The 25,300-nt window shown below is 61.8% G+C and carries 24 protein-coding genes; 15 read left to right on the top strand and 9 right to left on the bottom strand.

Features of this window, described 5'->3' with window-relative positions; translation table 11 throughout:
- Positions 1 to 109: 109 nt before the first annotated feature.
- The 5 genes from AYK65_RS28505 to AYK65_RS28525 all read right to left on the bottom strand — a co-directional run bounded on the left by AYK65_RS28505 (position 110) and on the right by AYK65_RS28525 (position 5,470).
- Entirely contained in the window at positions 110 to 811 is a 702-nt protein-coding gene (locus tag AYK65_RS28505; RefSeq protein ID WP_081162627.1) for a response regulator transcription factor, read from the bottom strand.
- A gap of 13 nt (positions 812 to 824) precedes the next feature.
- Positions 825 to 1,601 (bottom strand): SDR family oxidoreductase, encoded by a 777-nt coding sequence (locus AYK65_RS28510; RefSeq protein ID WP_081162630.1) that lies wholly within the window; start codon positions 1,599 to 1,601, stop codon positions 825 to 827.
- On the bottom strand, positions 1,598 to 3,310 hold the full coding sequence (locus AYK65_RS28515) for an acetolactate synthase catalytic subunit (RefSeq protein ID WP_081162633.1): 1,713 nt from the start codon (positions 3,308 to 3,310) through the stop codon (positions 1,598 to 1,600). Before AYK65_RS28515 ends, AYK65_RS28510 begins: the two co-directional genes overlap by 4 nt.
- Entirely contained in the window at positions 3,307 to 4,668 is a 1,362-nt protein-coding gene (locus AYK65_RS28520; RefSeq protein ID WP_081162636.1) for an aspartate aminotransferase family protein, read from the bottom strand. The genes AYK65_RS28515 and AYK65_RS28520 overlap by 4 nt, the downstream gene beginning before the upstream one ends.
- A gap of 112 nt (positions 4,669 to 4,780) precedes the next feature.
- Positions 4,781 to 5,470, bottom strand: a complete 690-nt coding sequence (locus tag AYK65_RS28525; RefSeq protein ID WP_081162639.1) for a GntR family transcriptional regulator — start codon at positions 5,468 to 5,470, stop codon at positions 4,781 to 4,783.
- Positions 5,471 to 5,754: 284 nt separating this feature from the next.
- Here AYK65_RS28525 and AYK65_RS28530 point away from each other — a divergent pair, with 284 nt between their 5' ends.
- From AYK65_RS28530 to AYK65_RS28545, 4 genes are read left to right on the top strand one after another with little or no spacing between them, the layout of a single operon-like run.
- Complete coding sequence (locus AYK65_RS28530; RefSeq protein ID WP_081162642.1) at positions 5,755 to 6,873, top strand: ABC transporter ATP-binding protein; 1,119 nt, start codon at positions 5,755 to 5,757, stop codon at positions 6,871 to 6,873.
- Positions 6,870 to 7,769: an ABC transporter permease gene (locus AYK65_RS28535; RefSeq protein ID WP_081162645.1), complete on the top strand. Its 900-nt coding sequence runs from the start codon at positions 6,870 to 6,872 to the stop codon at positions 7,767 to 7,769. The genes AYK65_RS28530 and AYK65_RS28535 overlap by 4 nt, the downstream gene beginning before the upstream one ends.
- Positions 7,759 to 8,625 (top strand): ABC transporter permease, encoded by an 867-nt coding sequence (locus tag AYK65_RS28540; RefSeq protein ID WP_081162648.1) that lies wholly within the window; start codon positions 7,759 to 7,761, stop codon positions 8,623 to 8,625. Before AYK65_RS28535 ends, AYK65_RS28540 begins: the two co-directional genes overlap by 11 nt.
- 40 nt (positions 8,626 to 8,665) lie before the next feature.
- Complete coding sequence (locus AYK65_RS28545; protein ID WP_081162651.1) at positions 8,666 to 9,739, top strand: ABC transporter substrate-binding protein; 1,074 nt, start codon at positions 8,666 to 8,668, stop codon at positions 9,737 to 9,739.
- A gap of 336 nt (positions 9,740 to 10,075) precedes the next feature.
- Here the strand turns inward: AYK65_RS28545 and AYK65_RS28550 are convergent, their stop codons facing one another.
- The gene (locus AYK65_RS28550) at positions 10,076 to 10,951 is read right to left on the bottom strand and encodes a LysR family transcriptional regulator (RefSeq protein ID WP_046116803.1); all 876 of its coding nucleotides are present in this window, start codon (positions 10,949 to 10,951) and stop codon (positions 10,076 to 10,078) included.
- Between the two features lie 97 nt (positions 10,952 to 11,048).
- Here AYK65_RS28550 and AYK65_RS28555 point away from each other — a divergent pair, with 97 nt between their 5' ends.
- Both AYK65_RS28555 and AYK65_RS28560 read left to right on the top strand, forming a co-directional pair.
- Positions 11,049 to 12,128 (top strand): alkene reductase, encoded by a 1,080-nt coding sequence (locus AYK65_RS28555; protein WP_081162653.1) that lies wholly within the window; start codon positions 11,049 to 11,051, stop codon positions 12,126 to 12,128.
- Between the two features lie 12 nt (positions 12,129 to 12,140).
- Positions 12,141 to 13,109, top strand: a complete 969-nt coding sequence (locus tag AYK65_RS28560) for an SDR family oxidoreductase (protein WP_081162656.1) — start codon at positions 12,141 to 12,143, stop codon at positions 13,107 to 13,109.
- 85 nt (positions 13,110 to 13,194) lie between these two features.
- On the opposite strand, the gene AYK65_RS32195 is transcribed toward AYK65_RS28560, so the two are convergent.
- Positions 13,195 to 14,139, bottom strand: a complete 945-nt coding sequence (locus tag AYK65_RS32195; protein WP_172402080.1) for a LysR family transcriptional regulator — start codon at positions 14,137 to 14,139, stop codon at positions 13,195 to 13,197.
- A gap of 228 nt (positions 14,140 to 14,367) precedes the next feature.
- Between AYK65_RS32195 and AYK65_RS28575 the strand changes: the two genes are divergently transcribed.
- The 3 genes from AYK65_RS28575 (at position 14,368) to AYK65_RS28585 (ending at position 17,045) form a co-directional block, all read left to right on the top strand.
- Positions 14,368 to 15,231: a GNAT family N-acetyltransferase gene (locus tag AYK65_RS28575; protein ID WP_081162662.1), complete on the top strand. Its 864-nt coding sequence runs from the start codon at positions 14,368 to 14,370 to the stop codon at positions 15,229 to 15,231.
- A gap of 75 nt (positions 15,232 to 15,306) precedes the next feature.
- A complete protein-coding gene (locus AYK65_RS28580) occupies positions 15,307 to 15,735 on the top strand; it encodes a GFA family protein (protein WP_081162665.1) in 429 nt (142 codons plus the stop codon).
- A gap of 380 nt (positions 15,736 to 16,115) precedes the next feature.
- A complete protein-coding gene (locus tag AYK65_RS28585) occupies positions 16,116 to 17,045 on the top strand; it encodes a cysteine peptidase family C39 domain-containing protein (protein WP_081162668.1) in 930 nt (309 codons plus the stop codon).
- A 192-nt stretch (positions 17,046 to 17,237) separates the two neighbouring features.
- On the opposite strand, the gene AYK65_RS28590 is transcribed toward AYK65_RS28585, so the two are convergent.
- Positions 17,238 to 18,776, bottom strand: coding sequence for a bifunctional AfsR/SARP family transcriptional regulator/alpha/beta hydrolase (locus tag AYK65_RS28590; protein ID WP_081162670.1), 1,539 nt, complete (start codon positions 18,774 to 18,776; stop codon positions 17,238 to 17,240).
- Positions 18,777 to 18,880: 104 nt separating this feature from the next.
- Between AYK65_RS28590 and AYK65_RS28595 the strand changes: the two genes are divergently transcribed.
- The 5 genes from AYK65_RS28595 to AYK65_RS28610 all read left to right on the top strand — a co-directional run bounded on the left by AYK65_RS28595 (position 18,881) and on the right by AYK65_RS28610 (position 22,525).
- The gene (locus AYK65_RS28595; RefSeq protein ID WP_172402081.1) at positions 18,881 to 19,684 is read left to right on the top strand and encodes an alpha/beta fold hydrolase; all 804 of its coding nucleotides are present in this window, start codon (positions 18,881 to 18,883) and stop codon (positions 19,682 to 19,684) included.
- Between the two features lie 98 nt (positions 19,685 to 19,782).
- Positions 19,783 to 20,325, top strand: coding sequence for a class I SAM-dependent methyltransferase (locus AYK65_RS28600; protein ID WP_244560139.1), 543 nt, complete (start codon positions 19,783 to 19,785; stop codon positions 20,323 to 20,325).
- 109 nt (positions 20,326 to 20,434) lie between these two features.
- The gene (locus AYK65_RS28605) at positions 20,435 to 21,283 is read left to right on the top strand and encodes a class I SAM-dependent methyltransferase (RefSeq protein WP_210190427.1); all 849 of its coding nucleotides are present in this window, start codon (positions 20,435 to 20,437) and stop codon (positions 21,281 to 21,283) included.
- Positions 21,274 to 21,528, top strand: a complete 255-nt coding sequence (locus AYK65_RS32830; RefSeq protein ID WP_210190428.1) for a hypothetical protein — start codon at positions 21,274 to 21,276, stop codon at positions 21,526 to 21,528. Before AYK65_RS28605 ends, AYK65_RS32830 begins: the two co-directional genes overlap by 10 nt.
- A 637-nt stretch (positions 21,529 to 22,165) precedes the next feature.
- Complete coding sequence (locus AYK65_RS28610) at positions 22,166 to 22,525, top strand: VOC family protein (RefSeq protein WP_081162679.1); 360 nt, start codon at positions 22,166 to 22,168, stop codon at positions 22,523 to 22,525.
- A 261-nt stretch (positions 22,526 to 22,786) separates the two neighbouring features.
- Here the strand turns inward: AYK65_RS28610 and AYK65_RS28615 are convergent, their stop codons facing one another.
- Positions 22,787 to 23,836: a GlxA family transcriptional regulator gene (locus AYK65_RS28615; RefSeq protein ID WP_081162682.1), complete on the bottom strand. Its 1,050-nt coding sequence runs from the start codon at positions 23,834 to 23,836 to the stop codon at positions 22,787 to 22,789.
- 98 nt (positions 23,837 to 23,934) lie between these two features.
- Between AYK65_RS28615 and AYK65_RS28620 the strand changes: the two genes are divergently transcribed.
- Entirely contained in the window at positions 23,935 to 25,125 is a 1,191-nt protein-coding gene (locus tag AYK65_RS28620; RefSeq protein ID WP_081162685.1) for an MFS transporter, read from the top strand.
- The last annotated feature ends 175 nt before the right edge of the window (positions 25,126 to 25,300 follow it).

Genomic DNA, 25,300 nt, shown 5'->3' on the forward strand with positions numbered 1-25,300 from the left:
GACCGCCTCCTGCAGCGGTTCATCATGCAGTGTCTGGACGACGGAAAGGCAGACAGCGAGATTACCGGGCGGCTTGGCCGCGGCGGTGCCCGGGCGACTTGTAGGGGGGTCAGTTGCCCAATGTCGGAACGAGGGCGTCGAGCGAATAGCCGACAGATCGCACTGTGCGGATAACATCGGGCCCATATCGATTCAGCGCACGCCTGATGTGACCGATGTGGATGTCGACGGTGCGCGGCTCGACTTCTGCCTCGGGCGACCAGCCCGCAGCGATCAGGTCGTCGCGACTATGCACGACATCGGGCATTTTCATGAGTTGCAGAAGCAATCTGAACTGAAGCGCGGAAAGGTTCACGATGTGACCGTTTCGCGTAACTCGGACTCTCGGGACGTTCATTTCGATGTCCGCATGCCTGTATGTTTGCTCAGCCGCGAGGCCCGGGCAGTCAGACAGTTTCGCTCGAATGCCCTGCAAGAATGCGAGCAGCCGTCGCGGGTCGTAGGGGCTGCTTATGACGGCGTCGATACCCGCACCACCCGGATCATAGCTGAGATTCGTTCCCGACTCATTTGTAAACGCTGCGACCGGCACGCGGTCGCTGCTTTCCTCGTTGATGCGACGGCAAAGGCTGAAGCCCTCCGGGTTCGAGCAGTCGACCAGGACAGCAAGCGGTCCTTCGGTCTGGATTCCTCCGAGCAACTCGCTCTCGTGAGCGCAGAGCCGAACAGGAAAACCCTCAGCCTTGAGGATATACGCCAGGAGAAGGAAGAGCTCCGCGTTGCCGGTATAAATCAACACGCCCGCATGCATAGCGCACTCCACCTCAAAGCGGTGCATACTCCCCGCCATTGACGTCCAGGGTCGCTCCGTTCACGTATGCGGCCTCGTCGGACGCCAGGAAGCCAATCACTGCCGCGACCTCTTCCGGCTCCCCCATCCGCCCAGCCGGAATGCGCGCCACGGCCGCACGATTGACCGCGCTGTCGCGCGGTCCCGCCAACGCGGTGGCGATGCGGCCAGGCGCAACCAAATTGATGGTGATGCCGTGTGCCGCGTATCGGACGACAAGCGAGCGGGCAAGTCCCGCAAGTGCCGCTTTCGAAGTGACATAGGCGGCGCCGGCAATCTTCGGCAGCGCGCGCCCGGCGATGGAGCCGACGAATACGACGCGGCCAAAACCTTGCGCGACCATGCCAGGCAAGGCTGCCTGGCAGCAGAGCATTGCGCCCGTCAGATTGACGGACAAAACGGCGTTCCACTCATCGAGCGTCATCTGCTGGAAGGGCGTTGCGCCGTCACGCCCCTTTGGGGATATTCCGGCGTTGCAAACGAGAATCTCCGCTCTTCCCCAATGCTCTTCCACTTCGCGAAAGAAAGCGAATACCTGCTTCGGGTCAATGAGATCGACGCAGCGCACGAACACGCGTTCGAAGTCGAATAACGTCGAAAGCTCGCGAGCGGCGCCATCGACGTTGGTAGGGCTCTGGCCGAAGACGGCGACGCGATATCCGCGTTCGAGCAGGTGACGGGCTGTGGCCAGCCCGATCCCCGATGTGCCGCCGGTCACCACTGCAATTCTTGGTGCCGCCCGACCCGTCATGCCGCGTCATCCATGTTGGCAAATAGCGACAGAGGCGGATGCGCCGCGGGATCGGTCATCACCTCGATGAGAAGCGGTCCTTCAGACAGGCCACGCCGTAATTGGAAGGCGAGCTCACTCGGGTCATCGACGCGGACAGCCGGGCAGCCGCAGGCCTCCGCCAGTCTTGCGTGATGGACCTCGGCAAAGTGGCAGGCAGACGTATAGCTGCCGAACTTCACCGCCTCCGCATCGCGCTGGAAACCAAGGATGCCATTGTTAAGCACGACGATGGCAACAGGGAGCTTCATCCTCACCATGGTCTCGAGTTCTGCCCAACTGTGGGCGAAACCGCCATCACCGACGATGGCAATGACAGGTTTATCTGGGCGGGCGACCTTGGCGCCGATGGCGAGAGGCAGGCCCCAACCGAGACCAGCCAGTCCGCGTGGCGTGATGAACCGCATTCCGCCGACCGGCGCCCGCAATTGGCCCAGTACCCACATCGAAGAATAGCTGGCATCGGCGACAACCGTCGTCTCGCCGGTCAGCAGATGCTGAAGCTCCGCCATAAGTCGCTCCGGGCGTATGGGGCTGGACGGGGAGGTCGCGACATCCCGCCGGTCCCGTTCAAAGCGCTTCCAGCATGCGGCGATGGTCTCCTCCAGCGTTGCGCGACCCGTTTTCCGCCGCGTCAGGTCAATGCGCTGGAGCGCCTCGCGTAGCGCCGCCAGCGTTTCCCGGGCATCGCCCACGAGCCGGATTGCCTCGTAATTTCGCCCGATTTCGGCTGGGTCGACGTCGACGTGGACAATTGTCGCTTTCGTCGGAATCTGGCGCCAACTGTCCGTTCCGTTCTGATTGGTGCGCGTCCCGATCAGAATGACGAGATCCGCATCATCGACTAACGCGGACGTGTGACGACCGAGCGAACGTGGGCCGACCAGGGATCCTAGGACGCCGGCGGAAAGCGGATGATGTTCGTCAACCGCGCCCTTTCCCATGTTGGTGGTGAACACCGGCAGGCTCGCGTATTCCTGCAGTAGCGTGAGCTCTACCGCGGCACCTCCGCAGTGAACCCCGCCGCCGGCAATGACGATCGGCGCCTGCGCCGACGCGATGAGAAATGCCGCCTCGGCCAGTGCTGCATCCGACGGGCGAACCCGATCCAGAGGCCAATGACCGAGACTCCTGGACCTCGCTGCTATTGGCGCCCGCGCCTCTTCGCGCAGGAGATCAGCGGGAAGCAGGAGCGCGGCCGGGCCGGCACGGCCTGACGCCGCAGCCGTGAATGCAGCATCCACGTAGTCGTCGATTCGCTCCGGGACCGTGACGCGCCGAACCCATTTGGTGCAGGATTGGAAGAGAGCGATCTGATCGAGATCCTGAAACGCATTCTTGTCCGTTTGGTCGCGCTCGACGTCCTGCACAAGCGCCACGATCGGCACGCTCGCCTTCAAGGCCTCGGCAAGTGGCGGCACAAGCAATGTGGCCGCGGGACCGTTCTGTGCGGCGACGACACCGACCTTGCCAGAAAGGCGCGCATAGCCATCGGCCATCGCGCCACCCATGTTCTCTTGCCGATAGGCGATCTGGCGAATGCCGATCGCCTCGGCGGCGAGGATCACCGCCGACGGCAGGCTTTGGCCGAAGATGAACTCCACTCCGTGGCGACGCAGATTTGCGGCAATACGCTGTGCAACGGTCTCAACAGTATCGCGTTTCGTCATTGCGGGCGCTCCTCTCCGGACTGTGCCTCTGTAGCAAGAAACTGATCGAATGCTCTGAGGACGAGCTCGATGTCGCTGTCGTCCATGGCGGTGGATAGGCTGGCCGCGGCGCCATAGGGAAGAAGAACGCCCATCTCCAGGAAATGAGTACTCATTCTCCGCATCAACTCAGCTTCCGCCGTGCTCAGATAAGCATCGCGAAACTCAGTCGGCGCGAGACGTTTGGGATGGATGCGAAACAGCGAGGCGGCGCCGGTCACCGAGAAGGCAGCATCGTGACTCGCAACGCTGGCCCTGAGGCCTTCCCGCAGCCTATCGCCCATCTGCTCGAGGCGATCGAAGGCAGCTTGCGTCATGGCTTCCATGGCCGCACGACCGGCAACCATGGAAACAGGATTGGCGGAAAAGGTGCCGCCCTGCGGCAGCGATGGCTTGGCCTCGTCGGTGCCGAACACGCGCATCACCTCCTCGCGGCCACCAATGGCGCCGATCGGAAAGCCACCTCCAATGATTTTTCCCGCGGTGATCAGATCGGGCGTCAGTCCGTAGCGCGCCGAGGCCCCGGTATAGCCTTGCCGAAGATTGAGAACCTCGTCGGCAAGGATCAAGATCCCGTATTTGCGGGTGGTCACCGACAGCGCTTCGATGAAGGCAGGCTCCGGATGGATGAGGCCCGCCCGGCTTGGCATCGGGTCGATCAGTACGCATGCGAGACGGTCGCTGACCGCACCGAGGCACCTTTCCAGCCCGTCGACGTCGTTGAAGCGAAGAAGGTGCACCTCTTCGGCCACGCTCGCCGGCGCGCCCCTATAAGCCGGGGTCGCGACCGGGGCCAGATCCCAGCCATTTTTGCCCGGTGCAATACCCTGTCCTGCCTCGGCCCAGTCATAGGCGCCATGATAGGCGCCTTCGATCCGCGCGATTGCGTGCCGGCCGGTAAAGGCACGCGCGGCCTTGATCGCGAACATTATTGCTTCCGTTCCGCTGTTCACGAAGCGGACGCGCTCCATCGCAGGAATGCGGGCCGTCAGCAATTCCGCAAGGCCTATCTCGTGTTCTGTCGGGTTGGCAAAACAGGTTCCCGAGCGCAAGAGCCCGACGACCGCCTCTGATACCGGCGCGAAGCCGTGTCCATGAATGAGGGTGGTGAAGTTGTTGTTCAGATCGAGGAAACGGTTTCCATCGACGTCGACGAGATGGGCCCCCTCGCCGCGTTCCACATAAATCGGGAAGGGGTTCCTCTCCACGGTGGCACGGGTCGTTCCGCCGGGAAAGACCGCCTTGGCGCGATTGAATAGATGTCTGGACTTACTGCGCGCAGACGCCTGCTGCGGACTGTTAGTTGCTTGGACGAGCATGATTCCGGCTTCCTGAAAAAGATGGGGATCGCTCGCTTTGCACGAGCTTCACAATTTTGTTGCAACAAAAATGGGGCTCGTCAAGTGCATGTAACAAAATCTTGGCGCCGGCTCAGCCTTCATCTCTTTCCTGGTTCGCACGCTTCAACCGACGATATCCGTCACGAATGTCATTCTCCATAGCCGCCCTGAGGCCCGCCCCATCGCGCTCCTCGAGCGCCTCCATGGCGACCTCGTGGTTGCGAACGCCGTATTTCTCCCTAGCAAACTCTGGGTAGAGATTGTGCAAGGATGGGCCAATTCTCAGCCAAAGGCTTTCGATGATGGAGACGAGGTGCGGAAAACCGGAGAGACGATAGATCAAAAAGTGGAATTCCTTGTTGTGCCAGAGCGCCTCGGCATAACGCTTCTCCTCAAGGGCGACATTGATGAGTGCCTGCAAAGATCTGAGTTTATTCACATCCTCAGGCGTTCCATGCAGCGCGGCCTGTTCCGACGCCAGCCCCTCTAGCGCCAGACGCGTGAGCGTTATCTCTCGAAGAGCGGCCGCATCGAGAACCGGAACGACAACCGTCTTTGGCCCGGCATAGACGAGCGCCCCTTCGTTCGTCAGGCGATTGATCGCGTCACGCGCGGGCGTTGTACTGACATCCAGGTCTTGCGCCACGGCGCGCACGGTCAGCTTGTGCCCCGGCTTGTAAACACCGCGAATAATTCGCTCTTTCATCTCGCGATATGCAGCGTCACCCAACCTTTCCATCGCCCGCTCCACTTGTGCGGTTTCATTCGGGACATCAGACATTTCACCTCCTTGATCTGTTGACACTGCGAATTTTTGATGCAACAAAAGTGAAGTGTGAAGGTTTTGCAAAGCTTTTGTCGCGTCAAAGGCTTTAGCAGCTTTCCCGATTATGGTCACGCGGGCCCGCAGGCTTGGCGAGCTGCGGGACGCCAACAATCTCAACAAAACACATGTGCCCCTCTTTGGTCGCAGGACTCTAAGAGGGCTCTCTCATCGCGGCCGGCTAACGGTCCGGACTCACGGGAAAGGCGCTCGCGAGCGCTGAGCTGAAAGGAAACACAGAATTGATCGGCCAATCCCTGTCCCTTGTGGGACTGCAAAAACGATACGGAGAGATGTTCGCTGTTCGTGAACTCTCGCTCGACATTGCCGCCGGGGAGTTCGTCTCCCTTCTGGGGCCGTCCGGCTCCGGCAAGACAACCGTCCTGACCATGGTAGCCGGATTCGATGCCCCAAGCGCCGGCAGGATCGTTATCGGCGGGCGCGACGTAACGCGACTTGCGCCCAATCACCGCAACATCGGCATGGTTTTCCAGAAATACGCACTTTTCCCTCACCTCACCATCCGCCAGAACATTGCCTTCCCGCTGAAGATGCGAGGCAAATCGCAGAAAGCCGCGACATCCCGGCGGGTCGATGAGATGCTGGAGCTCATCCAACTCTCCGGCTACGCCGAGCGCTATCCCAACCAGCTCTCCGGAGGCCAGCAGCAACGCGTCGCGGTGGCGCGCGCTCTGGCGTTCGAGCCCCCGGTCCTCCTGATGGACGAACCGCTCGGTGCGCTCGACAAGAAGCTGAGAGAAGTCATGCAGTTCGAAATCAAGCGTCTCCAGGAGCGGCTTGGCGTGACGGTCGTCTACGTGACCCATGACCAGGACGAAGCTCTGACGATGTCGGACCGGGTGGCAATCATGTGCAATGGCCGGCTGATGCAGTGCGGCACGCCGGCGGAGCTCTACCGGCAGCCGAGTTCCGAATTTGTCGCGGACTTCATTGGCCGGATGAATTTTATCGACGGTGATTGCCTCGACAGCAAGGGCGGGAAGACGATCGTCCGCTTGTCCGAAGGAAGCGTGCTGAACCTGCGCTCCGTCGGGAACGACCGCGATTGCAGGTGCGCACCGGGCAAAGCTCTGCGTGTGGCAATCCGCCCGGAACGCATCCGCCTCGTGCGGCGGGGCCAAGGCGGTGCGGAAGCATTTCCGGGCGTAGTCGATGCCTCGGTATTCGTTGGCTCCACGTACATCGTCGTCGTTCGACTTGCGGATCGGCCAGAGGCGAGCCTGCATGTGCAAATCGCCGCGGACGGGTTCATCCCGTTCCAGAGAAACGACAACGTGGACGTCCTCCTCGACGAAGAGGCCGTGCACGTCTTTCCTTTGGTGGAGAGGTGCGCGGCATGACGAATTTCATATCTCGGTCACGCTCACATCGACTCTCCTTCCGGCGACTCAGTTCCTACTCGGCGCGCTTTTATTCGCTGCCCACATCCATCGTCCTGGCCACGCCGCTCATTGCAGCGCTTGCAATCGGCTTTTTGTATCCGGTCCTGAAGCTTTTTGCGTTGAGCTTTTCCGGAGGAACGCTCGCTTATTATCGGCGCATTGTCGCCGAGCCGCTTCATCTCGCTGTTCTTACAGGCACCGTTCAAGTCGCGCTGGTGGTCACGGTTGCCAGTCTGCTCCTCGGCTTCCCCGTTGCCTATCTCATGGCGCGTCTCAGCAAGGGCCCGGCCACGGTTGTCGGGGCCTGCGTCTTCATTCCGTTGTGGACCTCCGTTCTCATTCGCTCTTACGCCTGGGTCACACTTCTGCAGCGAAACGGGATCATCAACGAACTGCTCATCGATACGGGTGTGACGGACGGGCCGTTGAAGCTGATCTACACTCAGGGCGCGGTCATCCTCGCGATGACGCATGTGCTGATGCCGTTCATGATCTTGCCTATCTATTCGGCGTTGCGCGCGCTTCCGGCTGACTACGTGCGGGCAGCCCGCAATCTTGGAGCCGGGCCCCTCCGGGCCTTCGTAGCCGTAACGCTGCCGCTCAGTCTTCCCGGCGTCTTTGCCGGCAGCGTGATGTGCTTCGTGCTGGCCCTAGGCTTCTACATTACCCCTGCCCTGGTGGGCGGGCCCGGCTCGATGCTGATGGCGACGCTCATCGGACAGCAGACGACGGTGCTGCTCGATTGGCCCTTCGCGGCGGCGCTTTCGACCGTCCTTCTCGCAGTCACGCTCCTTTTCGTTCTGCTGTTCCGCAGGACGCTATCGCTCAGCAAGGGATTGAACAGTGTCTATTGATCAAGCACGGCTATCGGACCGTTTTCCCGTGATCCTGGATGTCTTCGCCTCTCCCGCCATCCGCTCCTATTCCGCTGCCGCTGGAATCATAGCCGGGGGCGCAGCAATTGGAGGCATCCTCTTCTTCCTGTTGCTCCCGACACTGATCGTCATACCGATGTCGCTCAGCGAAACGAACTACATCGAGTTCCCGCCCCGTGGCCTGACCCTGAAATGGTACAGCGCCTATCTCAGCGATCCCGATTGGATGGCGGCGACGTGGTTCAGCCTCAGGATCGCCCTGGCGACGACCGCGACTGCCACGATCACCGGCACCATGGCGGCACTTGCCATCGTTCGCGGGTGCCTTCCGTTCAGAACTGCCCTGCAGGCGCTCGCATTGGGCCCATTGATCGTGCCCCACATCGTTCTTGGCGTTGCGCTCTACCTGACCTTCTCACCGCTTCAGTTGACCGGCAGCTTCCTCGGTTTTCTCGTCGCGCACACCGTGCTCGCAATCCCTTATGTGATCATCACCGTCACGGCGTCCCTGCAGCGCTTCGATCCGACGCTGGAACTGGCGGCGTTGAACTGCGGGGCGAATAGGCTGCAGGCATTTTTCCTTGTCGTACTGCCGAACATTGCGCCGGGCGTGGCGGCCGCGGCGGTCTTCGCCTTTCTCGCCTCTTTCGACGAAGCGACGGTTGCCTTCTTCATATCGGACGTCGGCGGCAAATCGATCGGCCGCAAGATGTTCGAGGACATCGACTTCAACCTGACACCTGTCATCGCGGCAGTCTCGACGGTGCTGGTCGCCACATCCCTCCTGCTCATGGGCTCGGTCCATCTAGTGAACGCCCGCAAGCCCCGTCCCTGAGAGCGAAACATCACTCACTCAATCTGCGAAGGAGACTTCTATGCCCACGCTGCTTCCGCGTCTTGGAAAAGTCCTCATTCCGGTCGTTGTTGGACTTCCCTCCTTGATCCCGCTTACCCAACCGACCTTAGCTGCCGAGCAGGTCATCATTGCGTCCACCGGCGGAGCCTATGACCGGGCCTTGAAAGAGGCCTGGTTCGATCCGTTCACCAAGGCAACGGGCATCGAGGTTGTGACCGTCGCCGCGACGAACGCCGAAATGCGCGCCAAGGCTTCCGCCATGGTGAAGACGGGAAATATCACTTGGGACCTTTATCTCGACGGAGAAATCCAAGCCGCGTCGAAAGCGCATCGCGAAATCACGGAAGATCTGACGGCGTTCTGCCGGCAGTTTGCCGACCGCCGGGACCTCAGCGCAAACGCCTGCGCCGCCGGCGGAGCGCTCCTGCAATCGACCGCGACCCTGCTGGCCTACAGAACGGGCGAGCCCGGCGGGCCCGTTCCGGAGACCTGGGCGGACATGTGGGACACGGAAAAGTTCCCGGGGGAGCGGGCCTTTCCGAACTTTGACGACCCTTGGCGCGTGATGGCTGCCGCGCTCCTTGCCGACGGCGTCAGCCGCGACGAATTGTTTCCACTCGACATCGATCGCGCCCTCGCCAAGCTCGAGCAGATCAGGCCCTCGGTTTCGCTGTGGTGGAAAACGGGTGACCAGAGCGTGCAGGGTTTTCGCAACGGTGACTATTCGCTTGGCCAGATCTGGTTGACGCGTGCGAAGGCGATGCGGAACGAGGGCCTGCCAATCGCATGGTCGTATAAGGCATCTTTCCTCGTCGGCGACCGGATAGCGCTCCTGAAAGACGCGCCTCATCGCGAAAATGCACTGAAGCTGATCGCCTTTTGGCTGAACACACCGGCCGCCCAGGCCAAGGCCTGCGAAGCGCTTTCCTGCACGCCGCCAAGCAGCGATGCGATCGCGATGATGTCGGATGAGGCGCGCAAGACAATGCCACAGGGTGATGACGTTCGGGATTACGTCATCGTTCCCGATGCGGAATGGATCAACGCCAATGCTGCGATGATGTTGCAGCGGTGGAACGAGTGGATTCGCTGATGGCGTACACCGCCCGGTGCATGGTGGCGAGGCGCAGCGGGTCGCTACGCCTCGTCCTTGGGGATGGGCTGGAGGCGAAATCTGATGCTCGAATTGAGCCAAATGCCCGCCTTGGATGGTGAGCCGAGTTTGACGCAAGCACTGTGTACGTCCTCATTGCTCCAGAAGACGTCGCTCGACCGTTTCTGATCAGCGGCCGGGAGCGACCCGATTCAGACTGTCAATTCGTTGCGCGGGGACGGCAGGTTTGCGCCGCCATCCGGTCTTCGACCATCCAAACCGCAACTATCCGAAAGCTGCCGATCCCGCGTGCTTCCAGAAGAACCTCCAGCATTTTCAAGCTTCCATCAGCCTGGAGGACAGGAATTCGATGAAGCGCTGGGTCTTGGCTGGAATAAGGCGAGTTTCGGTGACGGCGTAAATGCTGACCGACGACCCCTGCCATTCGGGCAGGATGCGTCGGAGCCGGCCAGAGGCCAAGTCTTCCTCGACGATCTTCCCGGGAAGCAGGCCGATGCCCTGGTGGCTGACCGCCAGGGCGCGGATCATCCCGACGCTATTGAGCGTGAAGCGGCCGCTAACGCCGACATCGACGGTGTCGGTGCCCCGGTGCAAAGTCCAGGTCGGGCTCCGCGGCATGCAGATGCATTCATGCGCCGCCAGGTCCGCCGGTGTCGCGGGCTCGCCCGACGCTTCGACATAGTTAGGAGACGCATAGAGGTGGCGCGAATGCCGCCCGATCAGGCGGGCGATCAGACTGGAATCTTCCAGTTTGCCGATGCGGATCGCCGCGTCGAACGGCTCGGCGACCAGATCGACGCGGCGCGGGGTCAGGTCGAATTCGAACGTGATGCCAGGATAGTGCCGCGCGAATTCGGCGATGATCGGCGTGAGGTAAAGAGTAGCGAAGTCGACCGGAAGCGAAACCCGCAGGACACCGGTCGGCTGCTCAACCATCGCGCCGAGCTGTTCGTGCGCGAGCCGTGCCTCGTCAACGATGCGCTTGCTTCGTTCATAATAGAGCTGGCCGGCCTCGGTGAGCTCGATCTTGCGCGTCGTGCGATGCAGCAGCCTCAAACCGATCGCCTTCTCCAACTCGCTGATACGTCGCGACAGAGTGGAGTTAGGCATGCCGAGAGCCTCCGCGGCCTTCCGAAAGCTCCTGGCTCTGGCCACCTCCACGAACAGCGCCATGTCGTTCAAATGGCTCAACTGATTGCTCCATGGATGGAAAGATGATTTCAACTCCGCCGGATTTATCCCGAGATCGGAATGGTGGACAAGGGACTCCAACGAATGGAGAACCCAAATGGATCCACTGTTCACCCCGGCCCGCATTGGCCGCTACATGCTTCCCAACCGACTGGTGATGGCGCCCATGACCCGCAGCCGCGCCGCCTTCGACGGTACGCCGGGAGAACTGGCTGCCGAATATTATGCGCAGCGCGCCGACATCGGCCTGATCGTCACCGAGGGTACCCAGCCCTCGGATGACGGGCAGGGCTACCTCACCACCCCGGGGATCTACACTCCCGCACACGTCACCGGCTGGCGGAAGATCACGTCCGCCGTGCACGACAAAGGTGGCCACATCTTCATCCAGCTCATGCACGCCGGGCGTATGTCGCACCCCGACAATACGCCGCATCATCGCCAGGGCGTTGCACCGTCCGCGATCGCGCCGGGGACGGGCATGTTCACGGCAACGGGGATGCAGGACATTCCCACGCCGCGCGCGCTGACGACCGAAGAGGTACGCCAGACCGTCGTCGATTTCCGCCACGCGGCCCGCTCGGCGATCGGGGCCGGCGCCGACGGCATCGAGATTCACGGCGCAAATGCCTACCTCGTCCAGCAGTTCTTCGCGCCAAGTGCCAACACGCGCACGGACGAATATGGCGGCTCCATCGAGAACCGCGCCCGCTTCGCCATCGAGGTTGCCACGGTGATCGCCGAGGAGATCGGCGCGGACCGCACCGCAATCCGCCTGTCCCCCGGCACGACGATGTGGGGAATCGACGAAGGCGCCGAAGGGCCGGACCTCTATCGCTATCTCGTCGCCGAACTCGACAAGCTCGGGCTCGCCTATCTGCACATCATGCACCAGGGCAACGAGCCGCTGCTGGCCGATATCCGCAAGCTCTGGCACCAATCGCTGATCCTCAACCGGCCGGGTCGTCCGCGCCACCAGATCGGCGCCGACGTGACTTCGGGCTTGGCCGATCTCGAAGCTTACGGGCAGATGGTCCTTGCCAATCCGGACTTCATCGTGCGGCTGAAGGCCAATGCAGCGATGAACGAGGCAGACCACAGCACCTTCTTCGGTGGCGCGGCGCGAGGCTACATCGATTACGCCGCCGTGAGCGCCCGGACCGATACGAGTTCATGACAGGAGATCAGATTGACTCAATCACCATATCCCTCCGCTGCCTCGGAAAAGAGGGCACTCGCCGAGACCGAAAGCTCAAGCGCGACGGCGAAAAAGAAAGTTCTGGTCGTCGGCGCAACAGGATTCCTCGGAGCCAAGATTCTCCGCAACCTGACGCATGATGCGAATGCGGCCGTCGTTGCGATGTCGCGTAAGGGCGCGCCCTCAAATGAAAGCGCCGATGTCGAATGGCTGCGCGGCGACATGATGGATCCAGGGTCATTGGATCGTGCTTTGCAGGGCGTGGACGTCGTAGTCAGCTCGGCTAACAGTTACATGAAGGGAAGCCTCGACACGGACTTTCAGGGCAACAAGAATCTCATAGAGGCCGCAGCAAGAGCCAACATTGGCCGATTTGTCTTTCTCAGCATCGTTAGCTGCGAGGCGGCGTCAGCAGTGCCGCATTTCCACGCCAAGAAAGTGGCCGAGGATCTGATCAAGGCCTCCGGGGTGCCATACGTATTTGTCCGCGCGCCCACATTTCTCGATCAGAGTACGGACTTTTTTGCGAAGGGTGTGAAAGCTGGCCGGCTCCTGGCGATGGGCGATAAGACCACGAGATGGTCCTATGTGCTGACGGATGATCTGGCCTCATATCTCGCCAAAGCCGCGACGTTTCCTGGTAGTGAAATCAACAACCAAACGATCGATGCCGGCTGGCGCGATGGCCCCAAGAGCCAGCAGGAGATCGCCGATCTCGTCTCCGAGGTTATAAAGAAACGTCTCAAGGTGCGGGTTGTGCCGTGGCTGGTTTTCCGCTTGCTCGCTCGCCCGGTAAAGCTGTTTTCCGAACTTGGGTACGATCTGATCCAGATGTTCCTGTTCTTCAAGAAGGGCGTCTATGTTTCGAACATTGCGAAGCAAGAGCACTTCTTTGGACCTGCCCCTACATCCCGCGATGCGATCACGCGATGGGCGAAAAGTCAGCAGCTAATTTCGTGATGCATAATGGACCGGCGTTTCAAGAGTCGCGAGATGGGGGCGCCGGTCTTTCAGCGGAATTATCCATTGCGGTCATTGGCGGCCCTTAGCGCCGCGGCGGTCGGATCCGATCGATTTCACGCTGACGCGAAGCCGCCTTGCCCGAGAGAACGTGCCGCATTGAAGCGACGTGACTGGCCAGGAAATCGATGAAGGCACGCACGCGTGGAACGTCTCGCAGATTCTCGCGGGTCAGGAGCCACAGATCGGATTGCGCTCCTTCGATTGGACCGAAGCAGCGAACCAGCGAAGGATCGGAATCGGCCAGAAAGCACGGCAGGACCGCTATTCCCAGCCCGGACTTGACAGCCGAGATCAGATTGGTAACCGAACTGGAGGTCGCCACCACCTCCGCGTCGGGAGCCACCCGCCGCAGCCAGGTCCAGCCCGGCAGGACTGCAATGGGTCCGTCGGCCCCGACAACCGCATGTTGGCCGAGTGCCTCGACCGACGTGGGGCGACCATGCCGTTCGACGTATTCCCGGCTGCAATAGGCGGCCCAGGCTACCGGGTTTAGCCGCCTCCCGACCAGACCTGCCTCCGTTGGGCGGGCTCCCGTCCGCAGCGCCACATCGGCCGCGCCGCGGGCGAGGTCGAGGCGCCTCTCATCGACAACGAGATCCACCCGCACCTCGGGATGGAGCCTGCGGAACGCAGTGAGTGCCGGGGCCATGACCCCATTGGCGAGCCCCTCGTTCGTGGTGACGCGGATAACGCCGGACACGCGTCGTCCTATGGCGCTGGCCTGATCCGCGAATGCGCGCGCCTCGACCTCGACGCGTTCGGCGACCGACCGCAGCTCCGATCCGCAATCCGTCAGGGCGTAACCGGCCTGCTTTCTGTCAAATAGCTTCATCCCGACCGCCCGCTCCAGCACGGCGATCCTTCGGGCGACGGTGCTCTGGTTCACGCCGAGCGTGCGAGATGCCGCCAGCGTGCTGCCGGTGCGCGCGACGGCAAGGAAGTAGCGCAGATCGTTCCAGTCGTACATGCGCACATTCTGCATTTCCGCAGAACGGCCGCGCAATAACAATGATTGGCGAGATCGGTGAGCGCGCGTAATTTCCTGGGCGGCGCTGAGGCAAGCCCCCAACTTGATCATTTCGCGGAATACCCCGCGTTTTTCCCGTGGAGCCATCCCGCTCGCGGAAGGCGCACGTGAGTGACTGGCTTCGTGCGCGCTTAACGGACGCGACATATGTGAGGAGGAGAGGACAGCATGACCGTACACATACGCCTGACGACGACAGCGGATGCCGAGGCTTGCGGCCGCATCATCTATGAGGCGTTCGAGGAAATCGCGCGTCGCCATGGCTTCCCGCCCGATTTTCCAGGAACCGATGCCGCGATTGCGCTAGCCCAAAGCTTGGCCGGGAACCCCTCGGTCTTCGGTGTCGTCGCCGAAGAGGACGGGCGGGTCGTGGGCTCGAACTTCCTCAACGAAGGTGACGCCATTCGGGGAGTTGGCCCGATTACCGTGCATCCGCGGCTGCAGGGCAGCGGGATCGGTCGGCGGCTGATGGAGGCAGTGCTCGTGCGGTCGAACGGCGCGCCAGGCGTCCGCCTGCTTCAGGACGCCTTCAACATGCGTTCGATCGCGCTCTATGCCTCGCTCGGCTTCGAGGTCCGCGAGCCGGCGCTTGTGATGGCGGGACAGCCCCGCGGAAACTTACCTGCCGGCACCGCGGTACGCCCCATGGGCGAACACGATCTCGAAGCCTGCGATGCGCTTTGCATAAAGGTGCACGGCATCTCCCGCCGCAGGGATCTTACGGACGCGCTGCGCTTTTTCGCTCCGCTGGTCGCCGAGCGCGAGGGCCGCATAACCGCCTACATGTCGGCGCCGAGTTTCTGGATCCCCAACCATGGAGTCGCGGAATCCGCGGACGAGATGCAGGCCCTGATCGCAGGGGCGGTGGCCGTCACTGGCGCGCCTGTCTCGTTCCTGCTGCCGACGCGTCAGACCACTCTTTTCCGCTGGTGCGTACGCCACGGCATGCAGGCGGTGAAGCCCATGACCATCATGACGATGGGGGAATATCACGCGCCGGAGGGTGCCTACATGCCATCCGTTTTCTACTAAGCCCGGCACCTCAAAAGACAAGCTGGATCGCCACTGGTTACCAGGGTTCCGCACTGCCAGGGAGGGGAGCGCGACATGGCCGACACGCATAAGGGTACCTGCTTTTGTGGGGCAGTCGAGATCCAGGTCTCTGGCGCACCGGAAGAAATGGGGTACTGCCATTGCAGCTCCTGCCGATCCTATTCGGGGGCGCTGGTGACTGCCTTCACCCTGTGGAAGGCAGAAAGCGTAAAAATCGTCAGGGGAGCGGAGTTCCTCGGCCGGTTCAACAAGATCGGATTTAGTGATTGGCACTTCTGCATTAAGTGCGGCGGTCATCTTATGACGGTCCACCCGACCTTCGGCTTGACCGATGTTTATGCCGCAGCGATCCCGACCATGGCCTTCAAGCCGGCTGTCCACTTGAACTACGCCGAAGCAGTGCTGCCGATGAAGGACGGGCTTCCGAAATTGAGGGATTTCCCCGCCGAGGCCGGCGGATCCGGCGAGGCTATGCCCGAATAGCTTTGTCCGCGGAAGGGGCATCGCGCAGGTTGCCGCCTGAAATTGGCACCGTGGCGGAGCGCGCGAAATTGCAGCATTCGGCGCGTTGCAGTAGTTCAGCTATCTTTCGGCGAACGACCGGTCTGCGTGTAATAGGGGACCATTCCCACGCGGTTGGCAGCGTTTTTGGCACGGCGCTCGCGCTGGTCTCCCGCCAAGATCGCCTCAGCCGTGAGCAGCATTCAGCCTGCATGAATTTGATTGTCAGGGCGGCCTGCCAAATCTCAGACAGCTCCGGACAGTAACGGCGGCACAATTGTACGTTGCCTTTGTGTGTTGACAATATCTCGAAATTTGCCGCTCTTGTCGTGCCTCCCAGTTTGAAATTTGGAGGCATTACCATGGAGCATATGCCGTATATTGGCTCCGGCCCATATTGCTACACAAATTCCTTCGCCATGCTGTTCGGCGCGCATGCGCCATCGACGGCGGTCATTGAGTTCGCTACCGGCAGCCCCTTTGGGTTGCAACTCGTCGGCGGAAGTCTGCCGTTCTTCGATCCCTACGGATGGACGCCGGAGGCTGGCTTTGACAAAGCCCTTGAGGCGATGGGGTGGTCTTCAACAGTCATCAAGAGCACGAGCGAGGATGAGGCGCTTGACCAGCTTCGAAGGGCACTCGCCGGTGGCCCCGTATGGGTTGGTCCCGTCGAAATCGGGCATCTTAGGCATCGCCCAGGCGTGCGCGGTCCCATCGGATCGGATCATTACCTGGTTGTGCTTGCCATCGAAGATGGGCGGGTGCGGATGCACGATCCGCAGGGGTATCCTTTCGCGTCACTGCCGGTAGACAACTTTCTGACCGCGTGGCGTGCCGAAACCATCGACTACGGCGCGCCCTTTACGATGCGGATCAATTTCCAGCGCGATCGAGAGGTCCGGGAGGATGACGTGATCCGAGCATCGCTGCCGAATGCGATACGGTGGCTTTCAATGGAGAACGCGACGCATTTACCGAAGGGAACGGTCGGCAATGCGGAGGCGGCCAAGCTCTTGGCAGACATGATCGAAGGCGGTTGCAATGACGATCTGCGTGGACACCTGATCCACTTTGCCGTGCGCGTCGGCGCTAGGCGGCTCGCAGACGCAGCCACGTGCCTGGCACGAATCGGCGATGCTGAAGCAACCCGCATCGCATCCGAACAGGCTCAGTTGGTCGGATCACTACAGCACCCGCTGGTGACGGGTGACAATGGAGAGGCCGCCGCCATATTGAGGGCCCTCGCGCCTGCATACGGCCGATTGCTGTCAGCCTTACAACGAGCACAGTAATGCGGTGCTGTGAGTGTTCCAAACTGAGACCAACAGGAACCGCAACAATCGACCCACAGCAGTGATCTGGGCTCGCTCACGCTACGTCGCAAGTTGACCGATTTCGGCCGCTCCCGATCTCATTTTGGTTCCGACAGTAGTCGGTAAACCCGCCGCTCTGACCCAGATCAGTTATTCGCGCCGTGCCAATAGCTAAAGCTGGGCCGCGAAAGTGCGAATCCGATCGATCACCGCATCCTGATCGCCCGCCCATGCCCAGTGGTCTATCCCGTCGAGTTCGACGAAACGTGCGGATGGGATTTCTTCAGCCAAATGACGGCCTGCGTCGAAGCGAACAGCTCGGTCACCGCGTCGGTGCAGGACAAGTGTCGGAACGCGGATCGATGACAGCAAAGATCTCACGTCGGTGTCGCGCAGCGCCGCCAGCACGGCCCGAATGGCACCCGGGCTTGAGGCGGCGCGCAGCAGGCCAGCCCACCAGCTTCGCGCCTGCCGGTCGTCCGCCAGCCCGGGAGCAAACGTCTCGATCTCCGACGGCCCGCCCCATTGGGCAACCAGCCGCGCCAGCCAGGCGTCGTACTGGGCGGGAGTGAGAACGAAGGGATAGTCCTCGGACCTGCTTCCCCGCGCGAGTGATCCGTAAAGCACGAGGCCGGCAAGCCGTTTCGGCCATCCTGCGGCAAACCGGATGCAGCCCGGGCCACCTTCCGACGCACCGATCAGAAGCGCGCGGCGGCTGCCAATCGCGTCAAGGACGGTGAGAATGTCTTCAGCCGTCGCCTCCACAGTAGGTGGCGCGCCAATTCGGTCCGAGAGGCCGACGCCCCGGCGGTCGAAGAAGACAAGCCGCCCAAGTCCCGCGAGCTTCATCAGGAACGCGCGACCGCGAGGGTCGTCCCAAGCGCGCTCCACGTGAGAAACAAAGCCGGGCACGAATACGACGTCGAGTGCACCTTCGCCGACGGTCTGATATGCGAGATGAATTCCATTGCGCGCCGCGTATCGCGTCTGGACGGAGGTCGCCAGCTTCTCCGTAACCTCGAGAAGTTCCGTGGTCTCGCGGTTCACCGGAACGCCCAGCTCTTCTGCAAGCAACTTGCAGCATGTCTCGTATTGGCGCTCGGCGGCGGCCCGGTCGCCTGCCAAAAGGTAGGCACGGATCAGGTGACGGTGCGCGTTTTCGCTCAAAGGGTCCAGTCCCACGAGCCGCCTCGCATGCACGATCGCGGCGCGCGGTTCACAGTCGGCTATCTTTGCTTCAGTGAGTCGCTCCAGCGCCTGAACTAAAAGGCTGCGCAAGCCCTCGCGCCTGAAGAAGGCCCACTCCTCGAATTCGGGACAATCCGGGAGTGAGAGGCCGGCGAGAAAGTCGCCTCCATAGATGTCGCCTGCCTCATCAAGACGGCCGAAATTGCAGGCATGCTCGAAGACCTTGGTGTCGGCCTCGACGGAAAGCGCCGGCTGCAGACAGAGTGACGTTCCACTAGCAGCAATGACCTCTTCGCCGAACGCAACACGGATTTTGTACAGCGTGCGCCGGAGGCGTGCCCGTGCAGTTTCCTCGTCGGCTTCGGGCCATAGAAGTGTAGCGGCGACCTCGCGGGCGACAGGCCTACTGGCCTCGGCGAGATAGATGAGGAGCGCAGCCGCCTTGCGCAGTTCGAGCTTCACCGGCCGTCCGCTCAGGCGGAACTCCGGAAAGCCCAGAAGTCGGAACTCCAATCGTTCCATCGATACTTGTGCGGCCGCGGGGACGTTGAGGGGACGCTGGCCGTGTACTGATCCCCACGACGTCGGGCCAATCAGGCCCGGTCAGAACACTCATGGAGCGGGAAATGTCCCTGGTCAATACTCTCATCCACCATCGCACGTTTGAGGCAGTTGCCGAGGACGGCATCCCTATCGCCTACGAGGACCTAGGTCACGGCATGCCGCTCGTGCTACTGCATGGCCTGACCGAAAGCAGCGAGTCCTGGCACGAGTCGGGCTACGTCGAGCAGTTCCTGCGGCGCGGACGCCGGCTGATCCTCATCGATTGCCGTGGCCATGGCCGGAGCGGAAAGCCGCACGATCCAGCCGCCTATTCCGGTCGCCGGCTCGCAGCCGATGTCGCTGCCGTGCTTGACCGTGCCGGTCTCCAGCACGCCGCGCTGATGGGACATTCGATGGGCGGCGTAGTCGCGTTGGCCGCAGCTCTCTACCACCCCGAGCGCGTTAGCGCGCTGGTTTGCAATGGCGCGCATCCGTTCGCGGAGGAACTCGCCCCTTTCCGAGCCGTGCTCAAAAACGATTTCGAGGCCTGGCTCGCTTTCTTGACACACCTGGCACCCCACCTTTCGCAGGCCACATGCCGGCGGATCCGGGCCAACGATCTAGCCGCTGTTCAGGCAACCCTCGCCAAGGACAGGTCTGATTTTTCGGCGGCCTTCGCGCGGTTGCAAGTACCAGTGCTGGCGATCAGCGGCACGTTGGACCCCCGCTGCGAGCTTGTCCGGAATTTCGCGGAACTGGCGGGTGGCGAGTTTCTGCCCCTTGCGGACAGGAACCATGTCACGGCCTTTCTGGATGTCGGCACCGTCGCGTCCGCCGTCAATGATTTCCTGGACCGTGCCGGTGCGCAAAACAAGGAGGCTGAGTGATGTGCCGGTCCTGTCTCTCCTGGTATGGACGCCGCATTGCCCCTTACGTCATCCACGCCGGCTGTTCGGCGAACGCGTTCACGCCCATGCGAAAGCGTATGTTGCCGCTGGCCGAAGGCATTGTAGTCGAGGTCGGCTTCGGATCCGGCCTGAATTTGCCCTATTACGACGCGGCCAAGGTGGCGCGACTGGTCGGTGTCGATCCCGACATCACGATGCTCGCCCTGGCGAAACGCCGAAGCAGTTCCTTGCCGTTCGAAGTCGAACCCCTTCGGGCTTGCGGCGAGAGCATGCCGTTGACCGATGATTTTGCCGACACGGTCGTCGTCACCTATGCCTTATGCAGCATTCCGCAACCTCTGGCGGCGCTGAGGGAAATCCAACGCATCCTGAAGCCTACGGGTCGGCTCATCTTCATCGAGCACGGCCAGGCAGAGGAGCCGCGCCGCCGCAGGTGGCAGGAGCGCCTCAACCGGCCGTGGGGGTGGTTCGCTGGGGGCTGCCAGCTCAACCGCGATCCGTTGTGCCTGGTTCGCCAGGCCGGCTTTTGGCTCCTCGAAGAGGAGCGCCAACGGTTCCCGCTATCCTTCTGGCAATTGGGAACCCACTACGCCGGTGTAGCGACACGACCAACAGCCTGAGGGGGCGCTGTCAAGACCTGCATGTGCGAGACCGCAACGACGAGGGATGCGTGCGGCTCAATCGCGGCCATCTCAGCGCAATGTGATACAGCCAACTAGGAGTCCTATCATGTGCACGCCAGCAACGGTGCTTCGGCAGTCGGCCACCTTTGACGAGAATAAGGCAAAAGCCTTCGCAGGCCAGATGCTCAGCGCCCTCAACGGCGCCGCACTCGCGCTGATGGCCTTGATCGGCCACCGCACCGGGCTCTTCGACCATCTTGCCGCGATCTCACCCTGCACCGCCCAGGACCTCGCGACAGAGGCCGATCTCTCGGAGCGTTATGTCCGTGAATGGCTTGCGGTGATGACCACCGCGCGCGTCGTCGATTACGACCCCGAGGCCGCTACCTATTTCCTGCCTAGGGAGCATGCGGCCTTCCTCACCCGGACGGGGTCGATCAAGAACATGGCGGTGATTGCCCAGTTTCCAGGGGTGGTCGGCGCGGTGGAGGAGGAGATCGTTGCCCGTTTCCGCGACGGCAAAGGCCTCTGCTACCACCATTACGGCCGGTTCCACGATGTAATGGCCGAGGCAAGCTATCAGTCGATCGTGGTACCGCTCGTGGCGCGAGTGCTGCCGCTTGCGCCAGGTCTCCGCGAGCGCCTAGAGCAGGGCATCGACGTTATCGATGTGGGCTGCGGCGGCGGGCGCGTGCTGCTGATGCTTGCGGAGAGATTCCCGGAAAGCCGCTTCCTCGGCATCGACCTCTGCGCCGACGCTTTTGCCGCCGCTGCGGAAACGGCACGTGCGAAGGGCCTGCGCAACCTTTCGTTCCGACAGCAGGACGTTTCCGGGTGGGAGTGCCTGGCACCTACGATCTCGCGCTCGCCTTCGACGCCGTCCACGACCAGAAGAGTCCGCCGGCGATGCTGCGGACGATCCGGCGGTCATTGCGAGAGGACGGCGTGTTCCTGATGGTCGAGTTCGGCGGATCGAGCCGGCTGGAAAACAACCTCTCCCACCCGATCGCGCCGTTCCTCTACATGATGTCGGTCATGCACTGCATGCCCGTATCGCTCGGCCAGGGCGGCGAAGCCCTCGGCACGATGTGGGGCGTCGATTTGGCTTCGGAGATGCTCGCGCTGGCGGGCTTCGGCGACGTTCAAGTTTCCCGCCTGCCGCACGACGCCTTCAACGCCTACTTCGTGGCGCGTCCCTAGGAGGATGAAATGAGCGCACTCCCGGACACCACCATTCGCCCCAGGCGATCAGGCCACAAGGCGTCGAGTGTCTGCGTTACGTTGTTTCGCGGAATGTCCGCTGAGTTCGTGACAGCGTTAGCTGGTTTTTGCGACTACAACTTCCGCCCCCACCCATCTAAGACGCTCTGGAACAGCGCCCAGCTCCGTTCAAGGACAATTTACCTTGGCAAAAGGGCAAGATTGCTGACGATCTGGAACGCGTTAGCCCCAGCGCGAGGGCAAGATACTTTGGCAATCGACAACATTGTCGATTGCCACGCTATTTTGCCTTTTTGGCCACTACGTTGCCTTTAGGGCAGCATCATTGACCTATCTCTCGAGGCAAGATCATTCCTGTCCCCGGAGCCTATGTCACGCGCATTCCGGGAGAATCACCCGCTATCTACTCCCGCTATCTACTCGCGCCGCTTGTGGCAAGATGTCTTGGGCGAGCACATTGCGCGAGATCGGGCGTTGTCGACACTGCTGCCGTTGCCGTTCGCGCGATGAACGGCAAGTTTGAGTCCTAAGCGAACGTCACTTCAAGCTTGATCTTCGAGTTGCATGTGAGCGCCTGCACCGGCATTGTCCTTTCTAGACTACTAAGGAGAAACCCATGCCGAAGGTCGTTGGTATTGGTGGTGTGTTCTTCAGGGCGGCGGACCCGGCTGGGCTCGCCCAATGGTACGAGAAGCATCTTGGGATTGACGATCTGCACAAGTCCGTATGGCAGCAAGAGGCAGGGGCAACGATTTTTGGGCCGTTCTCTGAGAACACCGACTATTTTGGACGAACTGAACAGCAGTGGATGATCAACTTCCGCGTCGATGATCTTGATGGGCTCATGGCAGAGCTGAGAGCAAGCGGGATCGCGGTGGAAACTCGGGCCGAGTGGAACTCAGAAGTCGGTCGCTTTGCCCGCATTCACGATCCCGAAGGCAATCCGCTCGAGCTCTGGGAGCCGACGAAGGAGTGATGGCGAACGGCTCTCCATCGATACTCGGACGGCGGAGTTGCGGTCCAATTTCGATGTGGCCGCTTTTACAGATGTGCCCCTTTGTACCGCGTAATCGCCGATCGAGACGCTAACGACGGGCGGCTCGATTGAGTCCTTAGCCGTCGTCCATCAGATCTGTCGGCGACTATACCGGGTGGGATCCAGCCGATAAATTCCTCCGGCGGGAAGTGACCGTGCCACCAATGACCGGCCGTTGCTTGAGATCCACCGGGGAGCACTTCATACAGGCTCAGAAACAAGCGGGCGCCGCTTTGGCTGGTGGCGATCCAAACTGGGCTTGGGGCTGCCGCGCCCAAACCGCTCACGGTAGACCGTGGGCGGAATGCCGAGGCGGCGCACGAAGGCTCGGCGCATGCGCTCCTCGTCGCCGAATCCACAGAGATCGGCTATCCGCTTGATCTCGCTGTAAGCCTCCTCAAGATGCTGGCAGGCCGCCTCTATGCGCAGTTCCCGAACCAGCTTTGCCGGTGTGCCCCCATACCACCGGGCGAAGTTGCGGGCAAAGGTCCGCGGGCTCATGCCAACCGCCTTTGCCAGTCCCTCGACGGTGAGATGGGCATTCAGATTGTTCGCGATCCAGACCGGAAGTTCCGCCAGCTTTGCCGCCGGCGGCGTGGTGCCCAGTCGCGTCTGAGCGGCGAGCGCACTGCTGAATTGCGCCTGTCCGCCGGGCCTGCGAAGGAAGACGACCAGTTCTTTCGCCACCGATAGGCTGGTATGCCGGCCGTAGTCGTCTTCGATAAGGGCGAGCGCGAGATCGATTCCGGCGCTCATCCCCGCCGAGGTCCAGATCGTGCCGTCCCTGAGATGGATCGGATCGAGCTCGATGCGCACCTCCGGATACATGGCTTTCAGGCGCTCGACCTCGCACCAGTGCGTCACCGCACGGCGCCCGTCGAGCAGCCCTGCTGCCGCGAGCAGAAAGGCGCCGTTGCAGATGCTGCATATCCGCCGCACCGCCTTGGAGGCCTGTTCGATCCATCGAACAAGCGGCGTGTCGGGCGTGAAGGTCCAGGACTCCAGACCGCCGACGACGATCAGCGTGTCGAGCGTGGCAAGATCAACCGAATCCAGGGCTTTGGTCTCGACCGCAAGGCCACAACTCGTCCGCACCAGACCTCCGGCTTCCGACAGGAACAGGAGATCATATCCGGCACCTTCGCGGGCAAGCAGGTGGCTTGCGACACTGAAGGCCTCGGCCGGGCCGTTGAGGTTCAGCGCCAAGGCTTGGTCGAACAGGATGAAAGCGATCGTGCGACGGTCGCTCATGGAGGCACCTCTTTGGCAGAAAACGAGGGACAAATGTCATATCGGACAACACCACCGCTGGCTAGTTTCCCACGATGACATCCCGAAAGAGGCCAAGAATGGATACCCACACCGTCGAAACCGCCGATGACCGGCGCGAGCCGTCGACACTGCGGTCAACCCTGACGCTTACCCTTTGCGCCTTCGCGGTTACCACGGCCGAATTCGTCATCGCCGGCATCCTGCCGCAGGTTGCGGCCGGCCTATCGGTTTCGATCCCCTCGGCAGGCCATCTGGTGACAGCCTATGCAGTGGGCATGATCGTCGGCGGACCGGTGCTCACGTTGCTCACCGTCGGCATCGCGCGCAAGCCACTGATCGTGACACTCCTCGCTGTCTTCATCATTGGAAATCTCGTCGCGGCGGCGGCCACGAACTATTTTACACTGCTCGCGGCGCGATTCGTCAGCGGAATCGTCGTCTCGACTTTCTTCGCGATGGCCGTGGTTGTCGCCGCTTCGCTCGTCGCACCCGGCAAGCAGGCTTCAGCCGTGGCGAAGGTGGCGCTCGGCTTCAATCTGGCGATGATCCTCGGCGCGCCGCTCGGCACCTTGATCGGCCAGCAATTCGGGTGGCGCGCTACATTCTTGGCCATTGCCGTTCTTGCCACCGTCGCGCTCGCCCTTCTGGTGAAGCTCGTCCCGGTCCGCGGCGTGCCTACCACAGGCTCGGTAGCCGGAGAGCTCCGCGTCCTGAAGAGCCGCGATTTGCTGCTTGCCCTCGCCATGACCGCAGTCGGCAATGCCGGTGTTCTGATGGTCTTCGTCTATCTCGCGCCGCTCTTGACCGGGATTGGTGGCTTCGCCGCCGAGACCGTGCCGGTGCTGATTCTAATCTACGGCGTCGGTGCCGCCTTCGGAAACCTTGCCGGCGGATGGCTGTCGGACCGGGCGCTGATGCCCTCCATCATCGGCCTTCTCGCGAGCCTGGCCGCTGCGCTGGCGCTGTTCTGGTTCGCCGGGCAACTGCAGCCTGCCGCTGCTGTCATGATGTTCGTGGTCGGCGCCCTTGCCTTCTCGGTGATCCCCGGCATGCAAACAAGGGTTCTGGTCACCGCCAAGGCCGCGCCAACACTCGGCATCGCCCTGAACGCCTCCGGGTTCCAGATCGCCGCCGCCTTCGCGGCGTGGACCGGCGGTCAGGTCATCGACAGTGGTCCAGGCCTCGCTTCACTCCCTCTCGTCGGCGCGTGCGTGACACTCGTCGGCACGCTGTTGGCGCTCGTCGTTTCTATTCGAGACGCCCGCTAAAGTCGTGACCGCTTGCAAAGCGATTCCTGTCTTTCGGTCGTATTTGAAAGACGACCGCAAAGGTCGAAGCAGATCCCCCGTCCTTATGTCCGCTTCGTCCGCAAAGCGGCCGTCCCTCGTCCCAGCCTGCCAGGACAGATTGGAACCGGAAGGATCGACCCTGGCTGTGTAAAAA

The organism is Ensifer aridi (genome assembly GCF_002078505.1).
Lineage (GTDB): Bacteria > Pseudomonadota > Alphaproteobacteria > Rhizobiales > Rhizobiaceae > Sinorhizobium > Sinorhizobium aridi.

Excerpts from the sequence above, each read along its gene's own strand:
- AYK65_RS28515 (WP_081162633.1), bottom strand. The coding sequence starts at position 3,310 with ATGACGAAACGCGATACTGTTGAGACCGTTGCACAGCGTATTGCCGCA.
- AYK65_RS28545 (WP_081162651.1), top strand. The coding sequence starts at position 8,666 with ATGCCCACGCTGCTTCCGCGTCTTGGAAAAGTCCTCATTCCGGTCGTT.
- AYK65_RS28520 (WP_081162636.1), bottom strand. The coding sequence starts at position 4,668 with ATGCTCGTCCAAGCAACTAACAGTCCGCAGCAGGCGTCTGCGCGCAGT.
- AYK65_RS28575 (WP_081162662.1), top strand. The coding sequence starts at position 14,368 with ATGACCGTACACATACGCCTGACGACGACAGCGGATGCCGAGGCTTGC.
- AYK65_RS28510 (WP_081162630.1), bottom strand. The coding sequence starts at position 1,601 with ATGACGGGTCGGGCGGCACCAAGAATTGCAGTGGTGACCGGCGGCACA.
- AYK65_RS28580 (WP_081162665.1), top strand. The coding sequence starts at position 15,307 with ATGGCCGACACGCATAAGGGTACCTGCTTTTGTGGGGCAGTCGAGATC.
- AYK65_RS28610 (WP_081162679.1), top strand. The coding sequence starts at position 22,166 with ATGCCGAAGGTCGTTGGTATTGGTGGTGTGTTCTTCAGGGCGGCGGAC.
- AYK65_RS28615 (WP_081162682.1), bottom strand. The coding sequence starts at position 23,836 with ATGAGCGACCGTCGCACGATCGCTTTCATCCTGTTCGACCAAGCCTTG.
- AYK65_RS28600 (WP_244560139.1), top strand. The coding sequence starts at position 19,783 with ATGTTGCCGCTGGCCGAAGGCATTGTAGTCGAGGTCGGCTTCGGATCC.
- AYK65_RS28555 (WP_081162653.1), top strand. The coding sequence starts at position 11,049 with ATGGATCCACTGTTCACCCCGGCCCGCATTGGCCGCTACATGCTTCCC.
- AYK65_RS28605 (WP_210190427.1), top strand. The coding sequence starts at position 20,435 with ATGTGCACGCCAGCAACGGTGCTTCGGCAGTCGGCCACCTTTGACGAG.
- AYK65_RS28585 (WP_081162668.1), top strand. The coding sequence starts at position 16,116 with ATGGAGCATATGCCGTATATTGGCTCCGGCCCATATTGCTACACAAAT.
- AYK65_RS28620 (WP_081162685.1), top strand. The coding sequence starts at position 23,935 with ATGGATACCCACACCGTCGAAACCGCCGATGACCGGCGCGAGCCGTCG.
- AYK65_RS28505 (WP_081162627.1), bottom strand. The coding sequence starts at position 811 with ATGCATGCGGGCGTGTTGATTTATACCGGCAACGCGGAGCTCTTCCTT.
- AYK65_RS32195 (WP_172402080.1), bottom strand. The coding sequence starts at position 14,139 with ATGTACGACTGGAACGATCTGCGCTACTTCCTTGCCGTCGCGCGCACC.
- AYK65_RS28535 (WP_081162645.1), top strand. The coding sequence starts at position 6,870 with ATGACGAATTTCATATCTCGGTCACGCTCACATCGACTCTCCTTCCGG.
- AYK65_RS28595 (WP_172402081.1), top strand. The coding sequence starts at position 18,881 with ATGTCCCTGGTCAATACTCTCATCCACCATCGCACGTTTGAGGCAGTT.
- AYK65_RS28525 (WP_081162639.1), bottom strand. The coding sequence starts at position 5,470 with ATGTCTGATGTCCCGAATGAAACCGCACAAGTGGAGCGGGCGATGGAA.
- AYK65_RS28590 (WP_081162670.1), bottom strand. The coding sequence starts at position 18,776 with ATGGAACGATTGGAGTTCCGACTTCTGGGCTTTCCGGAGTTCCGCCTG.